Genomic DNA, 23,553 nt, shown 5'->3' with positions numbered 1-23,553 from the left:
ATACAATTGATGGCGAGAGAACTTAGGGGGGAACGATTTTTGAGCACTGGTGAAATCAAGACTCGAATTCAACTCAATCGCTATGGCAACGGCCCGATATCAGGAAAGAGGAATATAAAGATGAGTTTCAGGTCATAATCATAGCCTGCGCCAGCAGTACCTGATGGTTATCCCGTCATAATGACGTAAATGGGGGAACCTGTCGGCATGTTCAAAATGATTCTCGTTGTAGCCAGGGGCTGTCGACCAGAATTTTCTCCCGGTGGCTGTCGCCATTGATAATGTGCAACGTACTTAACCGACCAATCTCATAATGTGGTAACTGGACTGTGGATAGCGGCGGTAAGAATAAATTTCCAATCCCGACGAGGTTATCGTATCCCAGAACGGCAATGTCCTGTGGGATGCGGATCCCCTGTGTTAACAGGGTCTGATATACCATAAATGCGATACGGTCATTACCACAAATTACCGAATCAAATTGTGGTATGCCCTGAACTATATATCTCAGCAAAATGTCCGGAATATCACGATAGTGTTCATCTCCATATTGCATATAGCAGTGATTGAGCGTGTCAGGATTAATATTGGCTTCACGGCAGGCACGATCAAGCCCCCGACGGCGGCGTCGTGTTGCTAAATGGTTGACCGGTAAATGCAAGCAAAGAGGGCGACAGTACCCCGCTGATAATAGCGCCTTTACTGCCGTATACTGCCCTTGTTCATCATTGGGAATATAGCTGGCAACTGGTTCTCCTTTATTCTCACAGTTGGCCAGTACGCAAGGATGCTTCAGCAGCCTGGAAGGAACGTTCACCTCACGCAATCCCATCGTGGTGAAAATGATCCCTCCGGGTCGGTGTGCGAGTAGTAGATCAACAATATCGTCAGGATTGTCATCAGCAAACATGTTAACCACGAAGCTATTCCAGCCGTACGCGCGTGCGGTTTCCTCGATAGACAACGTAATGTCCACTGAAAAAGGGGTTGTGACAGTATCCAACGCGAGCACGCCAATCGTTTTATTCCTGGAACCGACACGACGAACCTGGCGGGCAGAGAGGTCCGGTACATAATTGAGCTGTAATATAGCCTCCTGTACCCTGGACAGGGTTTCTGGCTTCACACGTTTCGGATCGTTCAGCACCCGAGATACGGTCATTAGCGATACATTGGCCAGTCTGGCCACATCTTTTAGAGATGCCATAGTCTTCCGTAAAAATACTAACTACCCAATCCAGATTTTGTACCCAATCCATCTATTAACGGGTTGTGAACAAAGACAAATACCTATTCTAGGCATCGAACCATGAAGAATTGCAAGCGACGATAAAAAATGTGAGCTTGATCCTAACATAATAATGTTAACGTTAACTTTTGTGATTAACATCGATTATCGCGCCAAAATCAAGTGTACCTGCAAAATGTTAACGTTACCATCCTGACATGTCATTTCCCTGAGATTACGTAAATGAAAAAAAGACCTTCTCGCAGCTATCTGCTGCTCAGCGCGCTGTTGTTCTTTTTCTTTGTGACCTGGTCCTCATCAAGTTCACTCCTCTCTATTTGGCTGCATCAGGAAGTGGGACTAAAGGCGTCGGAAACCGGAATTATCTTTTCCGTGCTATCCGTCTCCGCCCTGTTTGCTCAGGTTTGTTATGGCTTTATTCAGGACCGACTAGGCTTACGCAAACATCTGTTATGGTGCATCACCACATTACTCATTCTCTCCGGTCCCGCTTATTTGCTGTTTAGCTATTTACTGAGTATCAACATTTTGCTTGGGAGCGTATTCGGCGGTTTGTTTATCGGGCTGACATTTAACGGCGGTATTGGCGTTCTGGAGTCCTACACCGAACGTGTTGCGCGTCAGAGTACCTTTGAGTTTGGTCGGGCACGCATGTGGGGGTCTCTGGGCTGGGCTGTGGCTACGTTTTTTGCCGGGCTACTGTTTAACATTAACCCTGACCTTAACTTCCTGGTGGCTTCTTGCTCTGGGATAATTTTCTTCTGTCTGCTGGCCCGCTTAAAAGTCGCGGCTCCGGCAAGCATGGAAAAACTCGAAATCGGTGCTAAAAAAGTCTCTCTGGAAGATGCTCTAAATCTCCTTACTCTTCCACGTTTCTGGGCGTTGATATTCTTCGTGGTCGGCACCTGCATTTACGGCGTATACGATCAGCAATTCCCTGTCTATTTCTCTTCACAGTTCCCGTCATTAAGAGAAGGGAATGAAATGTTTGGCTATTTAAACTCTTTCCAGGTTTTTCTGGAGGCCGCTGGCATGTTTTGCGCCCCCTGGTTGGTGAACCGTATTGGCGCTAAAAATGGCTTGATATTCGCAGGAATGGTGATGGCGATGCGTATGATCGCTTCCGGGCTGGTGGAAGGGCCACTGCTTATTTCCATTACAAAATTACTTCACGCTGTCGAACTGCCGATATTGTTAGTCGCCATTTTTAAATACAACAGTCTGAATTTTGACAAGCGTCTGTCCTCCACGATTTATCTGGTTGGATTCGCCTGCACCAGTTCAATTATTGGCACCGTACTGTCCCCACTGGCAGGCTTTAGCTATGAAAAATTTGGCTTCGCCCAATCCTATCTAATCATGGGAATTATGGTGTTTTGCACCACGTTTATTTCCATTTTCCTTTTGCGCTCAAATAAGTCCTCATCTGAGCCATCCTTTTTGCAGCAAAACGTTGCGTAATGTACTGAGAGTAAAGACGATGACATCCTTGTTAAAACAGACCGAACAGACGCTTGAAAAAGCACAAGCCGATATTAATCCGCGTTGGTATCCGCGGTATCACCTCGCTGCTCGCGCAGGCTGGATGAACGATCCTAACGGCCTGGTATGGTTTGATGGGTGGTATCATGCGTTTTATCAACATCACCCTTATTCTCCTGAATGGGGACCAATGCACTGGGGGCATGCTCGCAGCAAAGATTTGGTGCACTGGGAACATATGCCAGTCGCGCTGGCGCCGGAAGGTCCAGCAGATGTGGACGGCTGTTTCTCCGGCTCCGCCGTGGTGGATGGCGATACGCTGGCGCTGATTTATACCGGACATAAATTTCACGGTTCGCCAGACACAGACGACAATCTCTACCAGGTGCAGTGCCTGGCAACCAGTCGTGACGGTATCCATTTTGAGCGACATGGTATGGTCATTGATACACCGTCAGGGCTGCATCATTTTCGCGATCCGAAGGTATGGCGCGAAGGTGAGCGCTGGTACATGGTGGTCGGTTCCCGTGTGGAGAATACGGGGCAGGTTCGTCTGTATAGTTCATCCGATCTCCGTAAATGGCAAGACGAAGGGATATTTGCCGAGGCTGATGAAGGAATGGGATATATGTGGGAATGCCCTGATTTCTTTACTCTGGAAGGGAAGCGGGTGCTGATGTTTTCTCCGCAGGGGATCGCGGCGGAAGGTTATCGCAATCGCAACCTTTTTCAGAGCGGTTATTTACTTGGTGAATGGCAGCAAGGTCAACCATTCACCCATGATGGACAATTTATTGAGCTGGACCACGGTCATGACTTTTATGCTCCGCAAAGCTTTCTGACTCCGGATAATCGTCGCATTGTTATCGGTTGGTTGGATATGTGGGAATCGCCGATGCCTGAGCAGCAGGACGGCTGGGCCGGAATGTTGTCTCTACCGCGTGAACTGAGCCTTGGTGATGACTATCGGGTGAGGATGAAACCCGCTGACGAAGTCACCGCGCTGCGTGGCAGCTATTATCCAACACCCGCGTGTTGCCTGCGTAATCAGAAAGTCCTTATTACGGCTGATGCCGAAGCGGTCGAGGTACAACTGGTATGGGATCTGAACGCCTCTACGGCTGAACAGTTTGGTATGGCATTAGGGGATGGACTAAGAATTTACGCCGATAATCAAGCCCAGCGTCTGATAGTGGAGCGTCGCTATCCAGAATATTCGCTGGTAGGAACTCGCAGTATTCCGTTGCCAGCAGACGGTTTACTGACATTACGTATATTTATCGACCGCTCATCAGTAGAGGTATTTGTTAATGATGGTGATGCGTGCTTAAGTAGCCGAATATATCCTCACCCGGCCCAGCGCGATCTTTCACTGTTTGCGAATCATGGAGTTGCCACATTACAGCAAGCCGGATACTGGTCTTTAGATAAATAATATAGTCCCGATTCGCTTTACCTCTTACATTGTGAGCTTTTATTTGTGCCAGTCTTTGGCTGGCATATTTTGCCTAAAATAATGAGATAACGAAATGGATGAAATATTAATGCCTCACTATCGCGTTTCTGCGATGAATATCAAAAGGCTTATTTTAAAACAGAAGATACTAGCCTGTGTTATAACGTCTGTCACAGCGTTTTCCGCTATCGCTGAGGATAATACAGAACAACCAGTTACTTATACAGGAAACTATCAAAGCTATTTCCTGGATGAATCTGAAACCAACGTAACGAGTACATCGCCAACAATTAAAGGTAATGAGCAAACGTCACGTAACGCTGTAGATAAAACGGCGCTGCCAACGACGTCGTCCAAGCCTGCAACGTTATCCGCAGCAACTGAAAATAAAACCTATGAGGTGAATGCGAATAATAAAGGAGATTCCCCAGAAGATGTCAGTCTGTTGCGTTTAAGGCAGGAAGATCCTCCTGTTCACTGGAACAGTATTGGCCGCAATATGGAGGCTGGTGGTCTACACGGAAATATTGGAACTCAGATAGAGATTGATGATGTTCGTTGGAGCGATAATAAGAAAAATAGTGGCAAATTCAAACTTGCCACTATTCAGGCTTTTTTAAGGCACGACGAGCTACCCAATTGGTACTTTGGTTTCTGGAACGCCCGCGAGGATAGCTATAAAGGTCAATTTAGTAACCAGGATTACAAGGGCACAAATACGATCAATGAGTTTTTTGTCGGTCATATTTTTGAAACCTGGCGCGGTAATATCGGCACGGAGGTCATGGTTGGTTCAGAAACGGCAACTAAACGTTGGAAAAACAGGTATAAAATCTGGCAAGACCTGCGACTGAGCAACAAATGGAGCCTGGCCGGTTACGCCTATGGTGAATACCAGCCGCAGGGCAACGAGCCGGGGAATGGCGATCTTGAGCAATATATTTTTGAAATCGAGCCTGCTATTCAATATCGCGTGAATCCCGATCTTGGTCTGTATTTGCGGCCCTATTATTACTATAACCGGCAGGAACGCGAGAGCTGGGGCGATATTGTAGAAGAAGAATGGAAGGTTACGGCTGGACTCTGGCGAAACTGGTATCCTCTGTTAACCTCTCTGTATTTAGGCTTCGGTCAGGACAAAATAGATAACGCCAGCAATGCTAAAGAAATTTTTTATGACGGTCGTTATAAATTCATTGGCGGTACCATCAGCTATCCAGTCTTTGGTGAAGTTCGATTATATGGTGAATTCAAAGCACAATTCACAAAAGAGTCCGGGCTCTGGACTTCTACCGGCCATTCGTGGAATCCCTTTACCGTGGTTGGCGTGAATTATAACTTCTGATATTCAGGTGTGATATGAAAAAAATAATATTAGTGGTATCTGCCGCTCTGTTGGCGCTTTCGCTTATCAATATGCCAGCCTGGTCGCAGCCGTCTAAAGAAACATTACACAATAAAAGTATTAGCTATGTTAATGATTTTTTTCCGCGGGTAGAAGGTTCTTTTATTGGTGACCCAATGCCTGTTTATAATGATGGTGAATTTGATATTTTTTATCTTAATGATGTGCGTGGTGGTAGCGATTTGGGGGTCCATGCTATTCATTTGCTATCGACTACCAATTTATATAACTATCAGAACCATTCCGAGGTGATTCCTTACGTTAATGACGTTGACGACCCTGAACTATTATTAGGAACCGGTTCGATTGTGAAAGTTGGCGATACCTGGCATGCCTGGTATACCGCGCACAATGAAAATGTGTTTCCGGTTGAGTCCATTATGCACGCGACCAGTAAAGACCGTCTTCACTGGGTGAAACATCCACAAGATACGATCCTGCCAGGCGATAATTATCGCGGGAATGACTTCCGGGATCCTCATGTTGTTTGGGTCGAAGAAAAGAAAGAGTACTGGATGTTAATTACTACCCGTCGCGACGGGCGCGGTGTCATTGCCCGGTACAGTTCAACCGATTTGAATAACTGGGAAGACCGTGGTGTATTTTTTGATAATGACACGATTACCAGTAACTCTAACCTCGAATGTCCGACACTGGTTTTCTTTAACGGACGTTGGTATCTCAGCTTTAGCGACCAATGGCCGCTACGCCTGACCCAGTACCGGGTTGCGGATAATCCTGATGGGCCGTGGCGAAAGATGGACAATTATGCGGTCGATGGCTCGGGGTTTTACGCGGGAAAACTGGCGCTTAAAAACGATCGTCTGTTTGTTTTTGGTTGGATCCCAACTAAGGCAGGAAGCAGTGACAGTGGCAACATTGATTGGGCTGGAAATTTGGTTGTTCATGAGCTCATCGCGGATGAGCAGGGGCAGCTCAAAAGCATCCTCTCGCAGGAACTTCAGACAGTCATTAATGACAACCCCGGTCCGGTGACCACCTTAAAAAGCGGTAAAATGCTAAAAACAGCAACACAGTTTGGTCCATTACAATCTGCGGTATACCCACCGCTGCCCAAACGAGGTGAGTTAAGTGCAACGATAGATATCCCCTCTGCCGGAATGGTGATGAGTTTTGGTCTGATTGACGACAGGGTGAGCGACGCAAAGCTCAACGTTGTGTTCAATAAGAGCAAAGGCAAGGTCTATTTTTTCAATGCACCACTTGCCTCTATTCATCAGGCGAACGCGGAGTCATGGGTAAATGTTCCTCTTGATGAGAAAATAGAGTTACGTGTTTTGCTTCAAGACTCAGTTGCTGTTTTTTATATAAATAACAAAGCCGCATTCAGTACCCGAATGTATTCCATGCCGGAGAAACCATGGAGTATTAGCCTGCCGCAAAATGATAATTTTCACGCCACATTGAAAATAAAAGAAATAATATAACGAGATATTACTATGAAAAACTATCATGCCCTGTCTGTTATTTTTGTTCTTCTGTTTCCGTCGCTGGCGAATGCGAGCATGAGCATCATGAAGGATGCATCGGGAAAAGTTATTGCTGTGGATCCATGGTCTTATCTGGATGAAGACGTGATGTGGACCTCAACCCGTTCCTCCAACCCCGCCGGTGGTCGTGTTCATGGTCAACTGAAAATGAAATATGCCATTGAGGACAATAACTGGCGTAACAGCCATTTCCACAGCGGAAATGATTCACTGACATTTGTACAAGGGGTGATGCGCCATGATGCGTTACCCGGCTGGTATTTAGCATTTTCTGAAGGTAGAACCACCAACTATAACGGGACATGGGAGGATCAAACATACCTCAGCCAAAATCAGTGGACTCAGTTGATTATCGGCCATGAATATTTCTACAAGCGTCTACGCTATGGCTGGGACGTCATGGGAGGAAGTTCTTCCATCGAGGATCGGTGGCAGGGACGTATCAAATTCTTTACCGATCTGCGTGTTACGGACAACTTCTCATTCTTTAATTACCTGTATCAGCAGATTGACCATCGTCGTAATGGGGGGGCACAAAATGATCGGGATATACGTTCTTTTCAGATTGAACCTGGCGTTCAATACATTATTAACAATACCACCGGAGTTTGGTTCCGCCAGCAATTCGCTTCTGCAATTTTAGACCGTGCGCAATGGGGGGATATTGATGAAAAAAGTTGGACAACATCAGTCGGCGTCTGGCGTAACTGGGGTAAATTATCCACAACATTTAGCGGTGGATATGGGCATTATAAGAAAAATAATGCGCGGGATGAAGATGGAGAGGTATTCCAGAATACCCGTAACCGTTTTCTGAAATTGTCAGCAAATTATCCATTGACCTCTCGGTTTACGGTGTCCGGGGAGATTACCGGTTCGTTAATAAACCAGAATGGCAGTTGGGTCACTAATGGTGATGCCATAATGACCGACTATAAGCTGATGCTGGATTATAACTTTTAACAGTCACGTTTAAATAAATGCGTTAATTATTGTTGAGGAAATACCATGATTATCTGGACGCTTGGCGATGCGGTGGTGGATCTTTTACCGCTTGCAGACATGCAATATCAAGCTTGTGCAGGAGGAGCGCCATTCAATGTGGCAATTGGTACTGCGCGTTTAGACAGACAAAGTGGTTTTATTGGTCGGGTTGGTGATGACGATTTTGGCCATTTTCTGAAAAAAACATTGTTCGATGCAGGCGTCTCAACCACAAGCCTTCAGTTGGATAATCAGCACCAAACCAGTACGGTGCTGGTCTCACTGGGTAACGGTGGAGAACGCGGATTTACATTTTTAACTAATCCCTCCGCGGATCAATATTTAACACCCGCTGCGCTTCCAGACTTCAGCGAAGATATTCTGCACTTCTGTTCCCTGGCTCTGGTTGCCGAGACTTGCCGTGATACATTGGCTACCGCAATCTGTCAGGTTAAGAAATGCGGCGGATTACTGAGTTTCGATGTGAATTTACGCGAACAAATGTGGCCTGATAAATATGAAATGCTCAAGGTGGTGCGCCAGTATTCTTCACAGGCTGACATTCTTAAGCTTTCAGAAGAAGAGTGGTACTGGATGACGGGTACACACGATTTTGCCCATGCGCTCGACGGCCTTAAAGCGCTTCCTGCACAATTGAAAGTTGTGACCTACGGAGCGCAAGGCGCAATGGTGCTTTGGCAGGATAATGTGATCCATTTCAACGGCTATGCCGTCGATAGCATTGATACAACTGGGGCAGGGGATGCTTTTGTCGCCGGTTTGCTGGCCTGGCTGGCAGACAACCGGATGCCAGAGTCCGTTGAGCAGCTCCACCAGGCTATCGCCTGGGCCAGTGGCTGCGGTGCGCTCGCGACAACCCGCAAGGGGGCGCTGACCGCACTGCCGGATATCGAAGCGCTGAATGCTTTTATTACGCAATGTCATCTACCGGACTACGAAATAAAAGACGTTTAAGCATAATAACGGCGAGTTTAATAATTTTAACTCTCTATGATCTTTGTGAATGTCCCCGCATCCATCATCGGATGGCGGGGATTTTTACTTTATTTTTGCCATACCGGCTCTTTACCTTTTTGATGCTTGATAGATACATCCTCTGAGTATATCTACTCAGAGGCTAATCTTTTATTTTTTAGTATTGAATAATTAATATTTGTCCTGAGTATTACTTTCCTCACATACGATATTCGATCATCCCGCTCTTTTTGGCAACCCAGTCATACAGTCGTTGTCCACGCAGGTTAGTTTCATGCGTGTGCCAGTATAATCTTGATGCGTGGTGATTCTGTGCTTGCTGTTGAACATACTCGATAAGTTGTTTCCCGATATGTTGACCACGAACCTCTTCACTAACAAATAGATCTTCGAGATAGCAATAATTTGATTCTGCCCAGGTTGAGCGGTGAAAGATATAATGCACCAGACCCACTATTTTGCCATCATATTTCGCGACAGCACAATAAAGAGGTTCACTCGGCGTAAGGAAACGCTCCCATGTTAATTTTGTTACTTCATCTGAAATTTTAGTACGATAAAATGTTTGGTAATTTATCCATAAAGGAAGCCAGTTGACGTAGTCTTGCTGTTTTGCGGCTTCAATAGTAATACTGTTTTTGTTGTTCATATATCTCTCCTGATATTTTATAAGAATAATGTGTTAGGATGATGATCCTAAGGTTTTTATAAATTATCGTAAAGAGACACTTTTCATCTATTGATAGGATCCACTTTTAGCGTAAAGGTTAATACAATGAAAAAAAATAATGCACCTTTATTTCAAGGATTTGTTTTAGGAAAAGGTGTCGTGAAAGAACAAGTCTACCACACTCTTCGTGATCACATTCTTGCAGGCCGATTACCAGCAGGAACGAAGATGCCTTCAACCCGGGCGTTGTCCGAGATGATGTCAATTTCACGAAACTCAGTGATTGCCGGTTATGACCGGCTATTAGATGAAGGGTATATCCTGACCCGCAAAGGGTCTGGAACGTATGTCGCACACAATATTCCGGATCGGAGTATCAGCAATAGCTACCCAAATGTGCAGTCGGGGGGCGTCGTCGCGCCTGATGAACAGGTTCACAGCCGAGATAATCCTGTTCACGATTTATGGTCAAATGAGTATGAAGGGCGCGGCATGAACCGCCTATTCGCGGTTGGCGTTGGCTGTACGGATCTCTTCCCGCATGCATTATGGGGCAAGTTGCTGCAACGGGTCTGGAGACAATCCCGACATCAACTGGGGGCTCACACCCATCCTTGCGGATACCTTCCTTTGAGAAAAGCAGTTTGCCACTACATTAAAACAACGCGTGGAGTGAACTGTAACGAAGAACAGATAATCATCGTAAATGGTATTCAACAGGCATTGAACATCACTGCACGAGCGCTGCTGTCGACAGGAAGTGAGGTTTGGCTGGATGACCCGGGTTACAAAGGCGCCCGAGGGGCTTTTATGTCTGTTGGCGCAATGGTGAGGCCGGTACCGGTAGATAGCGAAGGAATGAACGTCCGCTATGGTATTGATCATTTTCCTGACGCTAAGCTCGCCTACGTTGTTCCGTCGGATCAATACCCTTTAAGTGGAACGTTAAGTTTCTCCCGGCGTTTTGAGTTGCTGGAATGGGCGAGGTCTAACCGGGCATGGATATTTGAAGATGATTATAATAGTGAATTCCGTTATGCCGATCGTTCTTTACAAGCATTGCAGGGATTAGATCAGAACCAACGGGTAATTTATGCCGGAACGTTTTCTAAAATGATGTATCCAGAGTTTCGTTTAGGTTTTTTAGTTGTCCCGCCAGGCTTACAAGAACAGATTATGGTGACGAAATATTTTACCGATCTCGGTACCAGCTATCTTGAGCAGGCAGTGATGGCCAATTTTATTGGGGATGGACATTATGCCAGCCATGTGCGTCGAATTCGCAAGGCGTGTTATGAAAGAAGAACTGTGCTGGTCAACGCCATTCACCAATATCTGGCTGATAAAATGATTGTCCAACCTTCGGACTCTGGGGTTCATATTGTGTGCTGGCTTCAAAACGGATTGACCGGAAATGAAGTCGAGGAGAAAGCCAGAGCTCTCGGAATGGGGATACTATCACTGAGTCGTTATTATCAGGGAGATGTCTCGCGACAGGGAATTTTGATTGGTTTTGCTAATCATCCTTCTGAAGCAATTATTGATGGAATACGCCGTCTGGCTCAGGTTATTTAAATTATAGTGTATTCGGCTCTTATCATTAATGCTGTCGTGCGCTTTTTTGACTACGCCTAAAATATGATGTCTGTTTTTTGCACAATGAAATACTGTGGATCCGTAAAAAACACGCATTGTGGTTCTTTTGGTCGGGTTGGTTTGATCATATTCTGCGCGGGTTTAGTCCTGTTTTGTAAGAGGTGTGGATATGTCGGGCAGCTTTAATCAATTCCATCAACCCGTAGGTCAGTCTTTGTCTGACTGGAAAGGTGCTCCCTTTCCACTGGTTCAGCAAATGGCAGGTCGCTATTGCAAGCTTGAACGTATTAACGCCGAACGCCATGCAAAGGATCTTTATGAAGCGTACGGCGAAGCAAGCGATAATCGTGACTGGACATATCTGCCAGTTGGGCCTTTTGAAACATTTGATGTCTTCCTGGTTTATGTAAAAAAGATGGAAGAACAGACAGATCCAATGCATTTTGCTGTGATCGATTTAGTCAGTATGAAGCCTGTTGGTACGTTTGCACTGATGCGTATTGATCCCGCAAATGGTGTGATTGAGGTAGGGCATGTTTCTTACTCCGTTCGCATGAAGCGCACGCGAATTTCAACGGAAGTCATATCCTTGCTTTTAAAGTACGTTTTTGAGGATCTGGGCTATCGCCGTTTTGAATGGAAATGTGATGCCCTCAATGCGCCTTCCCGTAGGGCGGCAGAGCGCTTTGGCTTCAGTTTTGAAGGTATATTTCGGCAGGCTATCGTTACCCGCGGACGAAATCGTGATACCGCATGGTACTCAATCATTGACGGCGAGTACCCGATACTCCGTCCTGCCTACGATTTGTGGCTCGATGAGGGTAATTTCGATAGCCAGGGACGGCAGATTAAACGTCTTGGGGAACTGATGGAAAGGGGATAAAAGGCTCCCCGAATAAACGGGGTGATTTTGGCGGTGAAGATCACGCTGGCCAGGGTCAGTGAAGCGCACAAAAATCGCCACTGTTTTTCGCTTCCCAGGAATAAAAAAACGCACAGGGGGGACCGCCCTGTGCGTCGGGTTTATCGCGGAAGAACTTAAACCCCAAGGCGATCGCGTAAGCTGTAGTATGCCGCCCCCATGGCGGTAAACGGAATGCGCAGGCTGCGGCCTCCAGGGAACGGGTAGTGCGGCAGTTTGGCGAACGCGTCAAAGCGCTCGGCGTCCCCGCGCAGCAGTTCCGAAATCAGCCGTCCTGCCAGGTGGGTACAGGTCACGCCGTGACCGCTGTAGCCCTGCATATAGTAGATGTTGGTATCAAGACGCCCGAACTGCGGCATGCGAGACAGCGTTAACAGGAAATTACCGGTCCAGCGGTAATCAATTTTTACCCCTTGCAATTGCGGGAAGGTCTTCAGCAGTTTCGGCATCACCAGACGCTCAATATCGTCCGGATCGCGAGCGCCGTAGACTACGCCACCGCCGTACAGCAGGCGGTTATCGCCGGTCAGACGGTAGTAATCCAGCAGGTAGTTACAATCTTCCACACAGTAGTTTTTCGGGATTAGCGAGCGCGCCATCTCCGCAGACAGCGGTTCGGTGGTTAACACCTGCGTGCCGCACGGCATGCTGCTTTTTGCCAGCGCAGGCTCCAGTTTGTCACCGAGGTAGGCATTGCCCGCGACGATCACAAAGCGTGCCGTCACCTGACCTTTTTCCGTGCTGACCACCGCCGGGCTGGTGTGCTGAATTCGGGTAACCGGCGACTGTTCAAAGACGCGCCCGCCGTTCAGACGAATGGCGTTAGCTTCGCCAATCGCCAGGTTCAGCGGATGAATATGGCCACCGCTGTGGTCAAGCAGCGCGCCGACATAACGATCGCTGCTGACTTCGCGGCGAATTTCACTGCTGTCTAATAGCTCAAGCTGCGTGTTGCCGTAGCGTTCCCAGTTCGACTTCTGTTCTTCCAGCGTTTCCATCTGTTTGTGGTTCAGCGCCACAAACAGCCCACCGGGACGATAATCGCATTCGATCTGATAACGCTTGATGCGTTCGCAGATGATATTGCCGCCTTCAAACATCATGCTGCCAAGCATTTTGGCAGCATCCGGGCCGTAGGTGCTTTCGATGACGTCGATATCGCGACTGTAGGAGTTCACCAACTGACCGCCGTTGCGCCCGCTGGCCCCAAAGCCAATCCGCGCGGATTCCAGTAATACCACGTCGTAACCCATCTCGGCTAAGTGCAGGGCTGAGGAGAGGCCGGTATAGCCACCGCCCACGACGCAAACATCACAGCTCACCGATTCGCTGAGGGTGGGAAACGGTTCGTACTGATTGGCGCTTGCGGCGTAATAACTGCTGGTATGTTCAGTCATGATTAAGACTCCAGGGAGATCCAGATGGTTTTCAGTTCGCTAAATTTTTCCAGCGCATGCAGGGATTTATCGCGTCCGTTACCGCTTTGCTTATAGCCGCCGAACGGCACGGTCATATCACCGTCGTTGTAGTTATTCACGAAGACCGAACCGGCCTTCAGGCGCCGGCTCATACGGTGGGCGCGCGACAAATCGCGGGTCCAGACCGCAGCGCCCAGGCCGTAGTCACTGTCGTTAGCCAGCTTAAGGGCTTCGGCTTCGCTGCTAAAACGGGTAACGACCAGTACCGGACCGAAGATCTCATCGCGGCTGACGTGGGTTTGCGGCGCGGTATCGACAAAAATAGTCGGGCCGATAGCCGCCGGATGTACGTGGCTGCGGCCATCCAGCGCCAGCGTGCCTTGCGCTTCACCGTCGCGAATAAAACCGTGCACGGTGTCGGCATGCGCGTTGTCGATAAGCGTGCCCATCGTGGTTTCCGGATCCAGTGGGTTGCCGGGCTGCCAGTTTTTCGCCTGCTCTTTCAGCAGCGCGATGAACTCATCGGCAATACTCTCTTCCAGCAGCAGACGCGTACCGGCGATACAGACCTGACCCTGGTTATAGAAGATACCTGCCGCAGCATTCGCGGCGGCTTTCGGTAGATTCGGACAATCGGCAAACACGATGTTGGCGCTTTTACCTCCGGCCTCCAGCCAGACGCGTTTCATATTGCTGTCGCCCGCGTCTTTGAGCAGTTGCTTGCCGGTGCGGGTCGAGCCGGTAAAGGTGATCACATCAACATCCGGATGCAGCGACAACGCCTGGCCCGCTTCGTGACCATATCCGCTAACAACGCTGAGAACGCCATCGGGCAAACCCGCTTTTTTAGCCAGCGCAGCAAGGCGAATGGCGGTCAGCGGTGATTTTTCGGAAGGTTTGAGGATCACGCTATTGCCCGCAGCCAGTGCCGGGCCAAGTTTCCAGCAGGCCAGCAGCAGGGGAAAATTCCACGGGACGATAGCCGCAATCACGCCCACCGGTTCGCGCACAATCAGCGCCAGATCGTTCACCGAGGTGGTGGCAACTTCGCCATAGACTTTATCTATCGCCTCGGCGTACCAACGGATGGCACGTGCGGCGCCTGGAATATCATCACGCAGGCTATGGCGAATCGGTTTACCGGTATCGAGCGTTTCCAGTAGCGCCAGTTCCTCGTGATGCTGCTCCATTAAATCGGCGAGTTTGTGCAGTACCGCTTTGCGCTCCGTGGGTGAGGCTTGCGACCAGTCCCCGCGTTCAAATACGGTACGGGCTGCGGTGACCGCGCGGTCCACATCCGCTTTTTTACCGCGGGAGACTTTAGCCAGTGGACGTTGTCCTGCCGGATCCAGCGTAATAAAGGTTTCGTTATCAGCGGCGGTACAATATTCGCCGTTAATAAATAAACGGGTTTCCGGCGAATAATGGCTGGCTTTCTCACGCCAATATTTAAGATTCTGAAAGTTCATAGCTACTCCTTTTATATCAATAAGATAAAGTTCGTTGCTGTTCTTTTTCAGGCAAAATCAGGCTGCACGATGCCCCAGGGATGTACCCTGTTAATGCGCGTTACTTAAGAAGGCCTGAGAAACTCAGGCCGCTACTTATTAGAAAGTGGTGGGAGTGTGGGCACTGATGATGCGGCAGATCCCTGCCGAGGTGTTGCTGAAACTATGAGGTATGCCGGTGTTTATGGCATAACTTTGTCCTGCAACCAGAGGATACGTTTGACCATTGACGGTCAGTATCACTTCACCTTCCAGTATTGTGCCAATCTCTTCACCCTGGTGTTTAATTCTCTCCCCGGTTGTCGTGCCTGGCTGATAGGTTTCAAACATCATTGCCAGCGTACGATTCGGATTTCCGTTGTGTACCAGCTTCATGGATACTCCCTGACTCCCGATCTCAATCAAATCTTCCTGATTGATAACCACCTGCGGTTCGTCAGGCTTTTCCGGTTCCGCGAAGAACTCGGAGAGCGACAGCCCATATACTTTCAATAGCTTTTGCAGCGTACTGATGGCAGGACTGACTTTATCCTGCTCTATGGTGCTGATGGCGCTATGCGTTAACCCAGACAGTTCGGCGGCACGACGCTGCGAAAGACCCAATTGCTGGCGGATCTCTGACAAACGTTTACCCGGCGCCAGGCCGTCATCGCTCATAATTGCATTTCCTTAACAGTAGTGGTCAGAGTCGCTGTTTTTCAGCGAGGTGGTTCTGACAAGCGGTGATAAAACCTTCAAGTAACAAACGCGACAGGGCGTATTCGCTACTGTTCCATTCCGGGTGCCACTGCACGCCGAGCGCGAAAGGATGGTCATGGACGCTGGCAGCTTCCACTAATCCATCCTGCGAGCGTGCTTCCACGCGCAGCTGCGGGCCAAGTGTTTTTGCGCCCTGACCATGCAGGGAGTTAACCCAAAACGTGCTGCAACCTGGTATTAACTGAGATAGCAATCCTCCCTGTTGAACCTGAACTTCATGAGATGGCGCATATTGCTGCTCCACCGGGAGTTCTGCATCTTCACGATGTTCCAGGAACTGTGAGTGATCGCACAGGCGACGATACAGAGTCCCGCCAGTGGCGACAACTAATTCCTGTAAGCCCCGGCAGATGGCGAAAATGGGAATGCGCCTTTCGAGCCCGGCGGTAATTAGCGCCATGCTCAGAAGATCACGCCCGGGATCGGCGTCAGACTCATCGCCATTTTCACCATAGAGGTGCGGCTGCACATTGCTTGGGCTTCCTGGCAGGAAGATACCATCCAGTTTCGGTAACAGTGCGTTTAGCAATTCGGGTTCCGCGAGCGCATGGGGAAGCGCTATCGGTAATCCACCGGCATTTAATACCGCATTCAGGTACTTTTCTTGCAGAGTCTGGGTCTGGTGACCCTTAAGCCTGTTCCTGCACATCACGACACCAATAACTGGCTTGTCAAATATATTGCCCATGATCGACCTCACGTTTTGGAATAAATTATTGCCAAACGGTTCCTTGTTGCGCCATTCCGTTCATTATTTTCTCAATCTAGCAGCGGAATAACCTTCTAGCAAACTTAATTTAACATTTGACAAACAATTTATTTGCATCCAGAGTCGAAGAGTGGACATTATATTTAACAGTCAAATCACAGAACAGCTTACCAGGCCAACGGCGGTGAATCATGGAAACCAATATCGTAGAAGTTGAGAATTTTGTTCAGCATTCTGAAGAGAGACGAAGTAGCGCGTTTGCGCGTGAAGTTAAACAGTATCTGGAACGGTATCCCAATACGCAGTATGTGGATGTGCTGTTAACCGACCTTAATGGCTGTTTTCGCGGTAAGCGCCTTCCGGTTGCAGGATTACATAAATTAGAGAAAGGCTGCTATTTCCCGGCATCCGTTTTCGCGATGGATATTCTTGGCAATGTGGTCGAAGAGGCGGGATTAGGCCAGGAGCTTGGCGAACCGGATCGGACCTGTGTTCCGGTGGCCGGCACGTTAACCCCTTCGGCCGCCGATCCGGAGTTTATTGCGCAGATGATGCTGACGATGCTGGATGAAGATGGCGCTCCCTTTGACGTTGAGCCGCGGAACGTACTTAACCGACTCTGGCAGAAACTACGCCAGCGCGGTCTGTTCCCCGTCGTAGCGGTAGAGCTGGAGTTCTATTTACTCGATCGTAAGCGCGATCCCGAAGGTTATCTGCAGCCGCCGTGCGCGCCGGGAACGGACGATCGTAATACCCAAAGTCAGGTTTACTCTGTTGATAACCTGCACCACTTTGCAGATGTGCTCAACGATATCGATGAACTGGCCCGTTTGCAGCTGATCCCGGCAGACGGCGCGGTAGCTGAAGCCTCCCCGGGGCAGTTTGAAATCAATCTCTACCATACCGATAACGTACTCGACGCCTGCGACGACGCGCTGGCGCTGAAACGCCTGGTACGGCTGGTGGCAGAAAAACACAAGATGCATGCCACGTTTATGGCAAAGCCTTATGAGGAGCATGCCGGTAGCGGGATGCATATCCACATCAGCATTATGAATAACAAAGGCGAGAACGTGCTGGCAGATGCGAATGGCGATGATTCCGCATTACTTAAGCGTGCGCTTGCCGGGATGATTGATCTGATGCCCGCGTCAATGGCGTTGCTGGCGCCGAACGTGAACTCTTATCGCCGTTTCCAGCCGGGGATGTATGTTCCGACCCAGGCTTCCTGGGGGCACAACAACCGTACGGTGGCGCTGCGTATTCCCTGCGGCGATCGTGATAACCATCGGGTTGAATATCGCGTGGCGGGGGCGGATGCTAACCCGTACCTGGTGATGTCGACCATTCTGGCGGGGATCCTCCACGGTCTGGATAACGAACTGCCGTTGCAGGATGAGGTGGAAGGCAACGGACTGGAGCAGGAAGGGCTGCCGTTTCCTATCCGCCAGAGCGATGCGCTGTGGGAGTTCATGCAAAATGACAATCTGCGTGAATTGCTCGGGGAGCGTTTTAGCCATGTGTATCATGCCTGTAAAAACGATGAGCTGATCCAGTTTGAACGCCTGATAACCGACACCGAAATTGAGTGGATGCTGAAAAACGCCTGACCGTTGTACAGGCCATTAATAAAGAAGTTGCATCATGCGGGCTGAGCGGAGCCAGCCCGTAAAAATTGCAGGATCACCTGCCATTTCCCGGATGTCGCGTAATGGAGCGCGGGCGACAACGGGTCTTCAGATAACCGACAGAGTTTGTGACGAGGAAATGTGATGATGCCTATGTTTAAAAAACAGCCCCGCGTGAGCATCCATGGCTCCCGCAGTAAGTACGGACCGCTCCTGTGCGGTGCAACATTGACGCCTTTCTTATGGCTCTCCTCCCCGACACGACCCAGGTCTGCTGTACCCACGTTTCGAACGCAGATCAGGGCTCGTCGCGGGGAGGAAAGCTATGTCGACTAATCCTTCTGCGGATCATGCTGCCCAGCCGGGCAAAGCACAGCTGCGAAAATCCCTGAAGCTGTGGCAGGTGGTGGTGATGGGGCTGGCCTATCTCACACCGATGACGGTGTTTGACACCTTTGGCATTGTTTCGGGTATCAGCAACGGCCATGTTCCGGCCTCTTATCTGCTGGCCCTGGCGGGAGTACTGTTTACCGCCATCAGTTATGGAAAGCTGGTGCGCCAGTTTCCACAAGCCGGTTCGGCCTATACCTACGCGCAAAAAGCGATTAATCCGCATGTGGGGTTTATGGTCGGCTGGTCGTCACTGCTTGACTATCTTTTCCTGCCGATGATTAACGTCCTACTGGCGAAAATTTACCTTTCCGCGTTGTTCCCGGGGGTTGCGCCATGGATTTGGGTAGTGATGTTCGTGGCGATCCTCACCGCGGCCAATTTGAAAAGCGTTAACCTGGTGGCGAACTTTAATGCGCTGTTTGTCCTGGTACAGGTGGCGATAATCGTGGTGTTCATTTTCCTCGTGGTACAGGGGCTGCATAAAGGCGAGGGGGTAGGGACCGTCTGGTCGCTGCAACCGTTTATCAGCCAGAATGCGCATTTGATCCCGATTATCACCGGGGCGACCATTGTCTGTTTCTCGTTTCTCGGTTTTGATGCGGTAACGACGCTCTCTGAAGAGACGCCGGATGCCGCACGTACCATCCCAAAAGCTATTTTCCTCACCGCGCTGTACGGCGGACTGATCTTCATTGCCGCTTCGTTCTTTATGCAGTTGTTCTTTCCAGATATTAGCCGATTTAAAGACCCGGATGCGGCGCTGCCGGAGATTGCGTTGTACGTCGGCGGTAAACTATTCCAGTCAATTTTCCTGTGTACCACCTTTGTGAATACGCTGGCGTCAGGTCTGGCGTCGCATGCCAGTGTTTCGCGTCTGCTGTACGTGATGGGCCGCGATAATGTCTTCCCGGAGAAGTACTTTGGCTATGTTCATCCGAAATGGCGTACACCCGCGCTGAACGTCATTATGGTCGGGATTGTGGCGCTGTCGGCCCTGTTTTTTGATTTGGTGACCGCTACGGCGCTGATTAATTTTGGCGCGCTGGTGGCCTTTACGTTCGTTAATCTCTCCGTGTTTAACCACTTCTGGCGTCGTGAAGGACGCAAGCATACCTGGCAAGAGAAGTTGCACTATCTGGTATTGCCGATGGTCGGTGCCGCCACCGTTGCCGTACTGTGGGTGAATCTGGAGGTGACATCGTTGACGCTGGGACTGGTATGGGCCGGCGTTGGGCTGGTGTACCTTGCCTGGCTGACCGGACGTTTTCGTAAGCCGCCGCCGCAGTTTGATGCCGCGAAATCTGAGCGGGCCTGGGAGTGATGGGGAATAAATCAGACGACGAACCACATTGCTATTTCGGGTATTAACAACAGGGCGTGCCGTCAAGGGCGCCCTCGGCCGTAAAAAGAGATCCGGTATCGTTATTTCGTCGTAGAGAGATATAGCAGCAGGTTGGATAAACTTTTAATGCCATCCTTTTTCTGTTCGAGGTTCACATGCCAAATCATATTGATTTAGCACAAGTCAAAGCGATGAAAGTGGTTAATTATGCCACGTTGCGTGAAACGTTAAAATCAGGTGACCTTTTTTTCGCCTCCGGAGACTACCTGGTATCAAAAGCAATTGAAAAGATGACTGATTCACCATGGAGCCATGTGGGGATTGTTTTTGTTTTACCGCAAATAGATCGGGTGTTGCTCCTGGAAAGCGTGGAAGATATGGGGGTACGGCTTGCTCCATTATCAAAATACTTATCAGATTATGATGATATTGGGAAACCTTACAAAGGCCGGGTTGTTCTCGCCAGGTATGATGCGTTGTCTAAGTCTGCCGTTGAGCAAGTAGCCGCTTTTGGTCTTAATGAACTAACCCGTCCATATGATAAAGAAGAAATAGCACGCATCCTTGCGAGGATAGCACTTGGGAAGGGAAAATCGAAAAAGGACAGGGAATACATCTGCTCCGAACTCGTCTACGCTTGCTTCAACAATGCCGGAATTAGCATTGCATATAATCCGAAAGGATTTATTAGCCCTGAGGATGTATGGCAGGATTCTCATATTTCTTTGATAAATAGAATATTGTAAAGGCCGCCATTATTCAGAATAGTATTTAATACTGGTGCAATCACGGCATCATTATAGAGATTAAAATGGGTTCAGCCGGCGGTGAATCATCACATGCCTGTATCTGATGGAGGGACAAGGATAACTACTTTCTGACGTCGGTTACGGCGTGTTCTGTTGTCTTTATTAATGCCGTGAAATGCGTGGGCTATAGTAAAGATGGCCGTTATTTCTCATCATTAATAATCGAGAGCGGGGGATGTGAATGAAGAAGATACTGATGCTGGTCGGAGATTATGTCGAAGATTATGAAACGATGGTGCCTTTTCAGGCACTGCAAATGCTGGGCCATCGTGTTGATGCTGTCTGTCCGGATAAAAGCCAGGGTGACTACGTTCAAACCGCTATTCATGATTTTGATGGGGCGCAGACCTACAGTGAAAAGCCCGGGCATCGTTTTACGTTGAATGCGAATTTTGCCGAGGCGCGGGCCGCAGATTACGACGCGCTGCTGATCCCTGGCGGACGTGCTCCGGAATATCTCCGATTGAATCCGGATGTCATCAAGCTGGTGCAAGATTTCAACGCAGCCGGTAAACCTATCGCCGCGGTTTGTCATGGGCCTCAGCTGTTAGCGGCGGCGGGGGTGTTAGAAAATCGGACCTGTAGCGCCTATCCGGCCTGTGCGCCAGAGGTTCGTCTGAGCGGTGGACATTACGCAGACATCGGTATTGACCAGGCCCACGTTGATGGCAATCTGATTACCGCGCCGGCATGGCCCGCGCATCCGCAATGGCTGGCTAAATTTGTTGAAGTATTAATGAAGTAAGCCATGAGAAAGTCGGTACAACCTGCCTGGCTATACCGACTTTACCTATTACCTCTGCATAAGTGCGAACACGCCCCAGCCAATGTATTCACGGGTGAATGCAACGTGGCGTGCTGGTGAACCTCTCAGTTGTTCTCTGACTTCCGGGGCAAAGTCATCGTTCGGATTTGCCTCCAGCCACCGGCGCATCGTTAACCATTTTGCCGCCTCGTATCTGTCCCAACCCTCCTGGTCAGCCAGTACCATTTCAACCACGTCATAACCGAGCTGGTCGAAAGACGAAACGAGTTCCGGCAGAGAGAGGAAATCAGTCACTGACGTCGCGCCGCAAGTCTGGGCAATCTCCTCCGTTGCGGGCATCTGACGCCAGTATGATTCGCCGATGAGTATGATCCCGCCGGGTTTGAGACTTTGTTCCAGCTGTCTGACCGTTCCGGCAACGCCGCCTGCAATCCAGGTTGCGCCAACGCAGGCGGCAATATCGAATTTTTCTTCAGCGATATAACCTGTTGCATCGGCATGAATAAAACGCACGCGCTCAGTGACGCCCAATTCTTTGGCTCGTAGAGTGGCTTGCTCACTGAACAGCATGCTCATATCGAGACCTACGCCGGAAATATTATGATCGCGTGCCCAGGTGCACAACATCTCACCCGATCCGCTGCCAAGGTCCAGGATGCGGGTGCCTGAGGCCATTCGCAAAGCCTGACCTAACGTGGCGTATTTCTGCGCGGTGAACGGATTATGAATGCGATGTGCGCTTTCGCTGATTGTAAAAATCTTCGGGATATCCATTTCTCTCTCCTTAGCGATTATCCAGTTGGGCGCGAACGTTGTTCAGCCCGGTAGTATTGATACGGTAGGGCTGACCATTGACGGATTTGATCAGCTTTTTGGTTCTGAGCTTTTTGAATACGTCGAGTGTGCAGTCGCAGAGAAGCAATCCTTCGCGGCTATAGCATTCGACGGAAGTGACGCGGCCTGAGGCATCGCGGACGTGAGCAATACGACCACCTTTGGCGAGAACGTGTAAGGTACGTTGTTCCTGACGGGATAAATTCATACTGGAAAACCTGTTTAATCATCATGTGCAAAACGTGCAAACACACAGCGGTGTCCGCATTCGATTTCGGCGCATTGATAACCAGTCCGGCCTGAAAAGGTCGGGAAGCTGATTATCAGATGATTACATTCTCCAGCATCAAAGCCTCGGGTTGAGTTAGAAGGTATTTACCTGCTGAATCATACCAGCAAGGAACAGCAGGGGGAATCTCCCTGTGGAAGAAGTGTGATCAGTAACGAAAAAGTGTATTTTGCTTATTTAACGACTTTTTAATTCTTGTTATGTGAAAATGCGTTGATGTATCAATATAATTTAATATTTGAACATCGTAAATATCGTCATCGTTAGCCACGCAGCGTTGCTGTTTAATTATTATGACATCATTGATTAATGCGATTAAAGTTTTCTGTTGCTTGCTTTTTTGCTTTGATAAATACTTCTTGATTATAAAAGTGGTTTTAAATTAAATTTTTAATTTCATTGTTTTAAGAATTTTCTTAATGTTGCTAAGTGTGTATACTCGATCCTGCAAGAAGCTCTTCTGTTATCATTAAAACTATAAATATGTCCTTAACACCCGTATTACCTCTGCCCTGAATCTCTTCTCAGGGGAGAGGTTTTTTTTGTATGTGGATAAATTTGTTAAGCACTTTGAATAAAATATTAATATTGTTGTTGGAGCCTTTTTAATAATGTCTTGTGAGATCTTTGTTCAACGGGTTTTGTAATATTGAAATAGTACCACTATGAACATATTCCATTGTGAATAGTATTAATCCACCTTAATTTATAGGGGTATTATTTGATTTCTCTTATAACTAACTGTTTTTCATGATAATGAGAAAAGCGTGATTTTGAGGTAATTGTGATTTTGTTCACGGATTTTAGTGCGCTAACTGGCTATTTGT

At 48.7% G+C, this 23,553-nt stretch carries 20 protein-coding genes; 12 read left to right on the top strand and 8 right to left on the bottom strand.

Annotation, left to right across the window (positions count from 1 at the left end):
- Window positions 1-211: 211 nt before the first annotated feature.
- Window positions 212-1,207, bottom strand: coding sequence for a LacI family DNA-binding transcriptional regulator (locus OGV77_RS24185; protein ID WP_043015302.1), 996 nt, complete (start codon window positions 1,205-1,207; stop codon window positions 212-214).
- Window positions 1,208-1,471: 264 nt separating this feature from the next.
- Here OGV77_RS24185 and OGV77_RS24180 point away from each other — a divergent pair, with 264 nt between their 5' ends.
- The 6 genes from OGV77_RS24180 to OGV77_RS24155 all read left to right on the top strand — a co-directional run bounded on the left by OGV77_RS24180 (window position 1,472) and on the right by OGV77_RS24155 (window position 9,062).
- Window positions 1,472-2,710, top strand: coding sequence for an MFS transporter (locus OGV77_RS24180; RefSeq protein ID WP_043015303.1), 1,239 nt, complete (start codon window positions 1,472-1,474; stop codon window positions 2,708-2,710).
- 19 nt (window positions 2,711-2,729) lie between these two features.
- On the top strand, window positions 2,730-4,166 hold the full coding sequence (locus OGV77_RS24175) for a glycoside hydrolase family 32 protein (RefSeq protein ID WP_087051680.1): 1,437 nt from the start codon (window positions 2,730-2,732) through the stop codon (window positions 4,164-4,166).
- A 133-nt stretch (window positions 4,167-4,299) separates the two neighbouring features.
- Entirely contained in the window at window positions 4,300-5,532 is a 1,233-nt protein-coding gene (locus OGV77_RS24170; RefSeq protein WP_414437097.1) for an OmpG porin family protein, read from the top strand.
- A gap of 14 nt (window positions 5,533-5,546) precedes the next feature.
- Window positions 5,547-7,040 carry a glycoside hydrolase family 32 protein gene (locus tag OGV77_RS24165; protein ID WP_080625672.1) on the top strand — a complete coding sequence of 498 codons (1,494 nt, stop codon included), beginning with the start codon at window positions 5,547-5,549 and terminating at the stop codon, window positions 7,038-7,040.
- A 12-nt stretch (window positions 7,041-7,052) separates the two neighbouring features.
- A complete protein-coding gene (locus tag OGV77_RS24160; protein ID WP_075145101.1) occupies window positions 7,053-8,066 on the top strand; it encodes an OmpG porin family protein in 1,014 nt (337 codons plus the stop codon).
- A 45-nt stretch (window positions 8,067-8,111) separates the two neighbouring features.
- Complete coding sequence (locus OGV77_RS24155) at window positions 8,112-9,062, top strand: PfkB family carbohydrate kinase (RefSeq protein WP_043015308.1); 951 nt, start codon at window positions 8,112-8,114, stop codon at window positions 9,060-9,062.
- A gap of 220 nt (window positions 9,063-9,282) precedes the next feature.
- On the opposite strand, the gene OGV77_RS24150 is transcribed toward OGV77_RS24155, so the two are convergent.
- Entirely contained in the window at window positions 9,283-9,732 is a 450-nt protein-coding gene (locus tag OGV77_RS24150) for a GNAT family N-acetyltransferase (RefSeq protein WP_087051678.1), read from the bottom strand.
- 126 nt (window positions 9,733-9,858) lie between these two features.
- Here OGV77_RS24150 and pdxR point away from each other — a divergent pair, with 126 nt between their 5' ends.
- Together pdxR and OGV77_RS24140 are read left to right on the top strand one after the other, a co-directional pair.
- Window positions 9,859-11,328, top strand: a complete 1,470-nt coding sequence (gene pdxR, locus OGV77_RS24145; protein ID WP_043015310.1) for a MocR-like pyridoxine biosynthesis transcription factor PdxR — start codon at window positions 9,859-9,861, stop codon at window positions 11,326-11,328.
- 190 nt (window positions 11,329-11,518) lie between these two features.
- The gene (locus OGV77_RS24140) at window positions 11,519-12,232 is read left to right on the top strand and encodes a GNAT family N-acetyltransferase (RefSeq protein ID WP_075145099.1); all 714 of its coding nucleotides are present in this window, start codon (window positions 11,519-11,521) and stop codon (window positions 12,230-12,232) included.
- 155 nt (window positions 12,233-12,387) lie between these two features.
- On the opposite strand, the gene OGV77_RS24135 is transcribed toward OGV77_RS24140, so the two are convergent.
- From OGV77_RS24135 to puuD, 4 genes are all read right to left on the bottom strand, one after another.
- Window positions 12,388-13,668, bottom strand: a complete 1,281-nt coding sequence (locus OGV77_RS24135; protein WP_087051677.1) for an NAD(P)/FAD-dependent oxidoreductase — start codon at window positions 13,666-13,668, stop codon at window positions 12,388-12,390.
- Window positions 13,669-13,670: 2 nt separating this feature from the next.
- Entirely contained in the window at window positions 13,671-15,158 is a 1,488-nt protein-coding gene (gene puuC, locus OGV77_RS24130) for an aldehyde dehydrogenase PuuC (protein ID WP_087051676.1), read from the bottom strand.
- A 138-nt stretch (window positions 15,159-15,296) separates the two neighbouring features.
- Entirely contained in the window at window positions 15,297-15,854 is a 558-nt protein-coding gene (puuR, locus tag OGV77_RS24125; protein WP_047413199.1) for an HTH-type transcriptional regulator PuuR, read from the bottom strand.
- 25 nt (window positions 15,855-15,879) lie between these two features.
- Complete coding sequence (gene puuD / locus OGV77_RS24120) at window positions 15,880-16,644, bottom strand: gamma-glutamyl-gamma-aminobutyrate hydrolase (RefSeq protein ID WP_043015313.1); 765 nt, start codon at window positions 16,642-16,644, stop codon at window positions 15,880-15,882.
- A 212-nt stretch (window positions 16,645-16,856) separates the two neighbouring features.
- On the opposite strand from puuD, the gene OGV77_RS24115 reads away from it, so the two are divergent.
- The 4 genes from OGV77_RS24115 (at window position 16,857) to OGV77_RS24100 (ending at window position 21,582) form a co-directional block, all read left to right on the top strand.
- Window positions 16,857-18,275: a glutamine synthetase family protein gene (locus OGV77_RS24115; protein WP_087051675.1), complete on the top strand. Its 1,419-nt coding sequence runs from the start codon at window positions 16,857-16,859 to the stop codon at window positions 18,273-18,275.
- A 343-nt stretch (window positions 18,276-18,618) separates the two neighbouring features.
- The gene (locus OGV77_RS24110) at window positions 18,619-20,007 is read left to right on the top strand and encodes an APC family permease (RefSeq protein WP_047413195.1); all 1,389 of its coding nucleotides are present in this window, start codon (window positions 18,619-18,621) and stop codon (window positions 20,005-20,007) included.
- Window positions 20,008-20,183: 176 nt separating this feature from the next.
- Entirely contained in the window at window positions 20,184-20,774 is a 591-nt protein-coding gene (locus OGV77_RS24105) for a YiiX/YebB-like N1pC/P60 family cysteine hydrolase (protein ID WP_051642623.1), read from the top strand.
- A gap of 244 nt (window positions 20,775-21,018) precedes the next feature.
- Complete coding sequence (locus OGV77_RS24100) at window positions 21,019-21,582, top strand: DJ-1/PfpI family protein (RefSeq protein ID WP_043015316.1); 564 nt, start codon at window positions 21,019-21,021, stop codon at window positions 21,580-21,582.
- A 48-nt stretch (window positions 21,583-21,630) separates the two neighbouring features.
- On the opposite strand, the gene OGV77_RS24095 is transcribed toward OGV77_RS24100, so the two are convergent.
- Window positions 21,631-22,377, bottom strand: coding sequence for an SAM-dependent methyltransferase (locus tag OGV77_RS24095; protein ID WP_087051674.1), 747 nt, complete (start codon window positions 22,375-22,377; stop codon window positions 21,631-21,633).
- 10 nt (window positions 22,378-22,387) lie between these two features.
- Window positions 22,388-22,645 (bottom strand): YjhX family toxin, encoded by a 258-nt coding sequence (locus tag OGV77_RS24090; protein ID WP_003021255.1) that lies wholly within the window; start codon window positions 22,643-22,645, stop codon window positions 22,388-22,390.
- Window positions 22,646-23,553: the final 908 nt, after the last annotated feature.

This window comes from Citrobacter sp. Ce129, from assembly GCF_030334545.1.
In the GTDB taxonomy this organism is placed as follows: domain Bacteria; phylum Pseudomonadota; class Gammaproteobacteria; order Enterobacterales; family Enterobacteriaceae; genus Citrobacter; species Citrobacter europaeus.
This window is presented reverse-complemented; position numbering and strand designations above follow the sequence as displayed.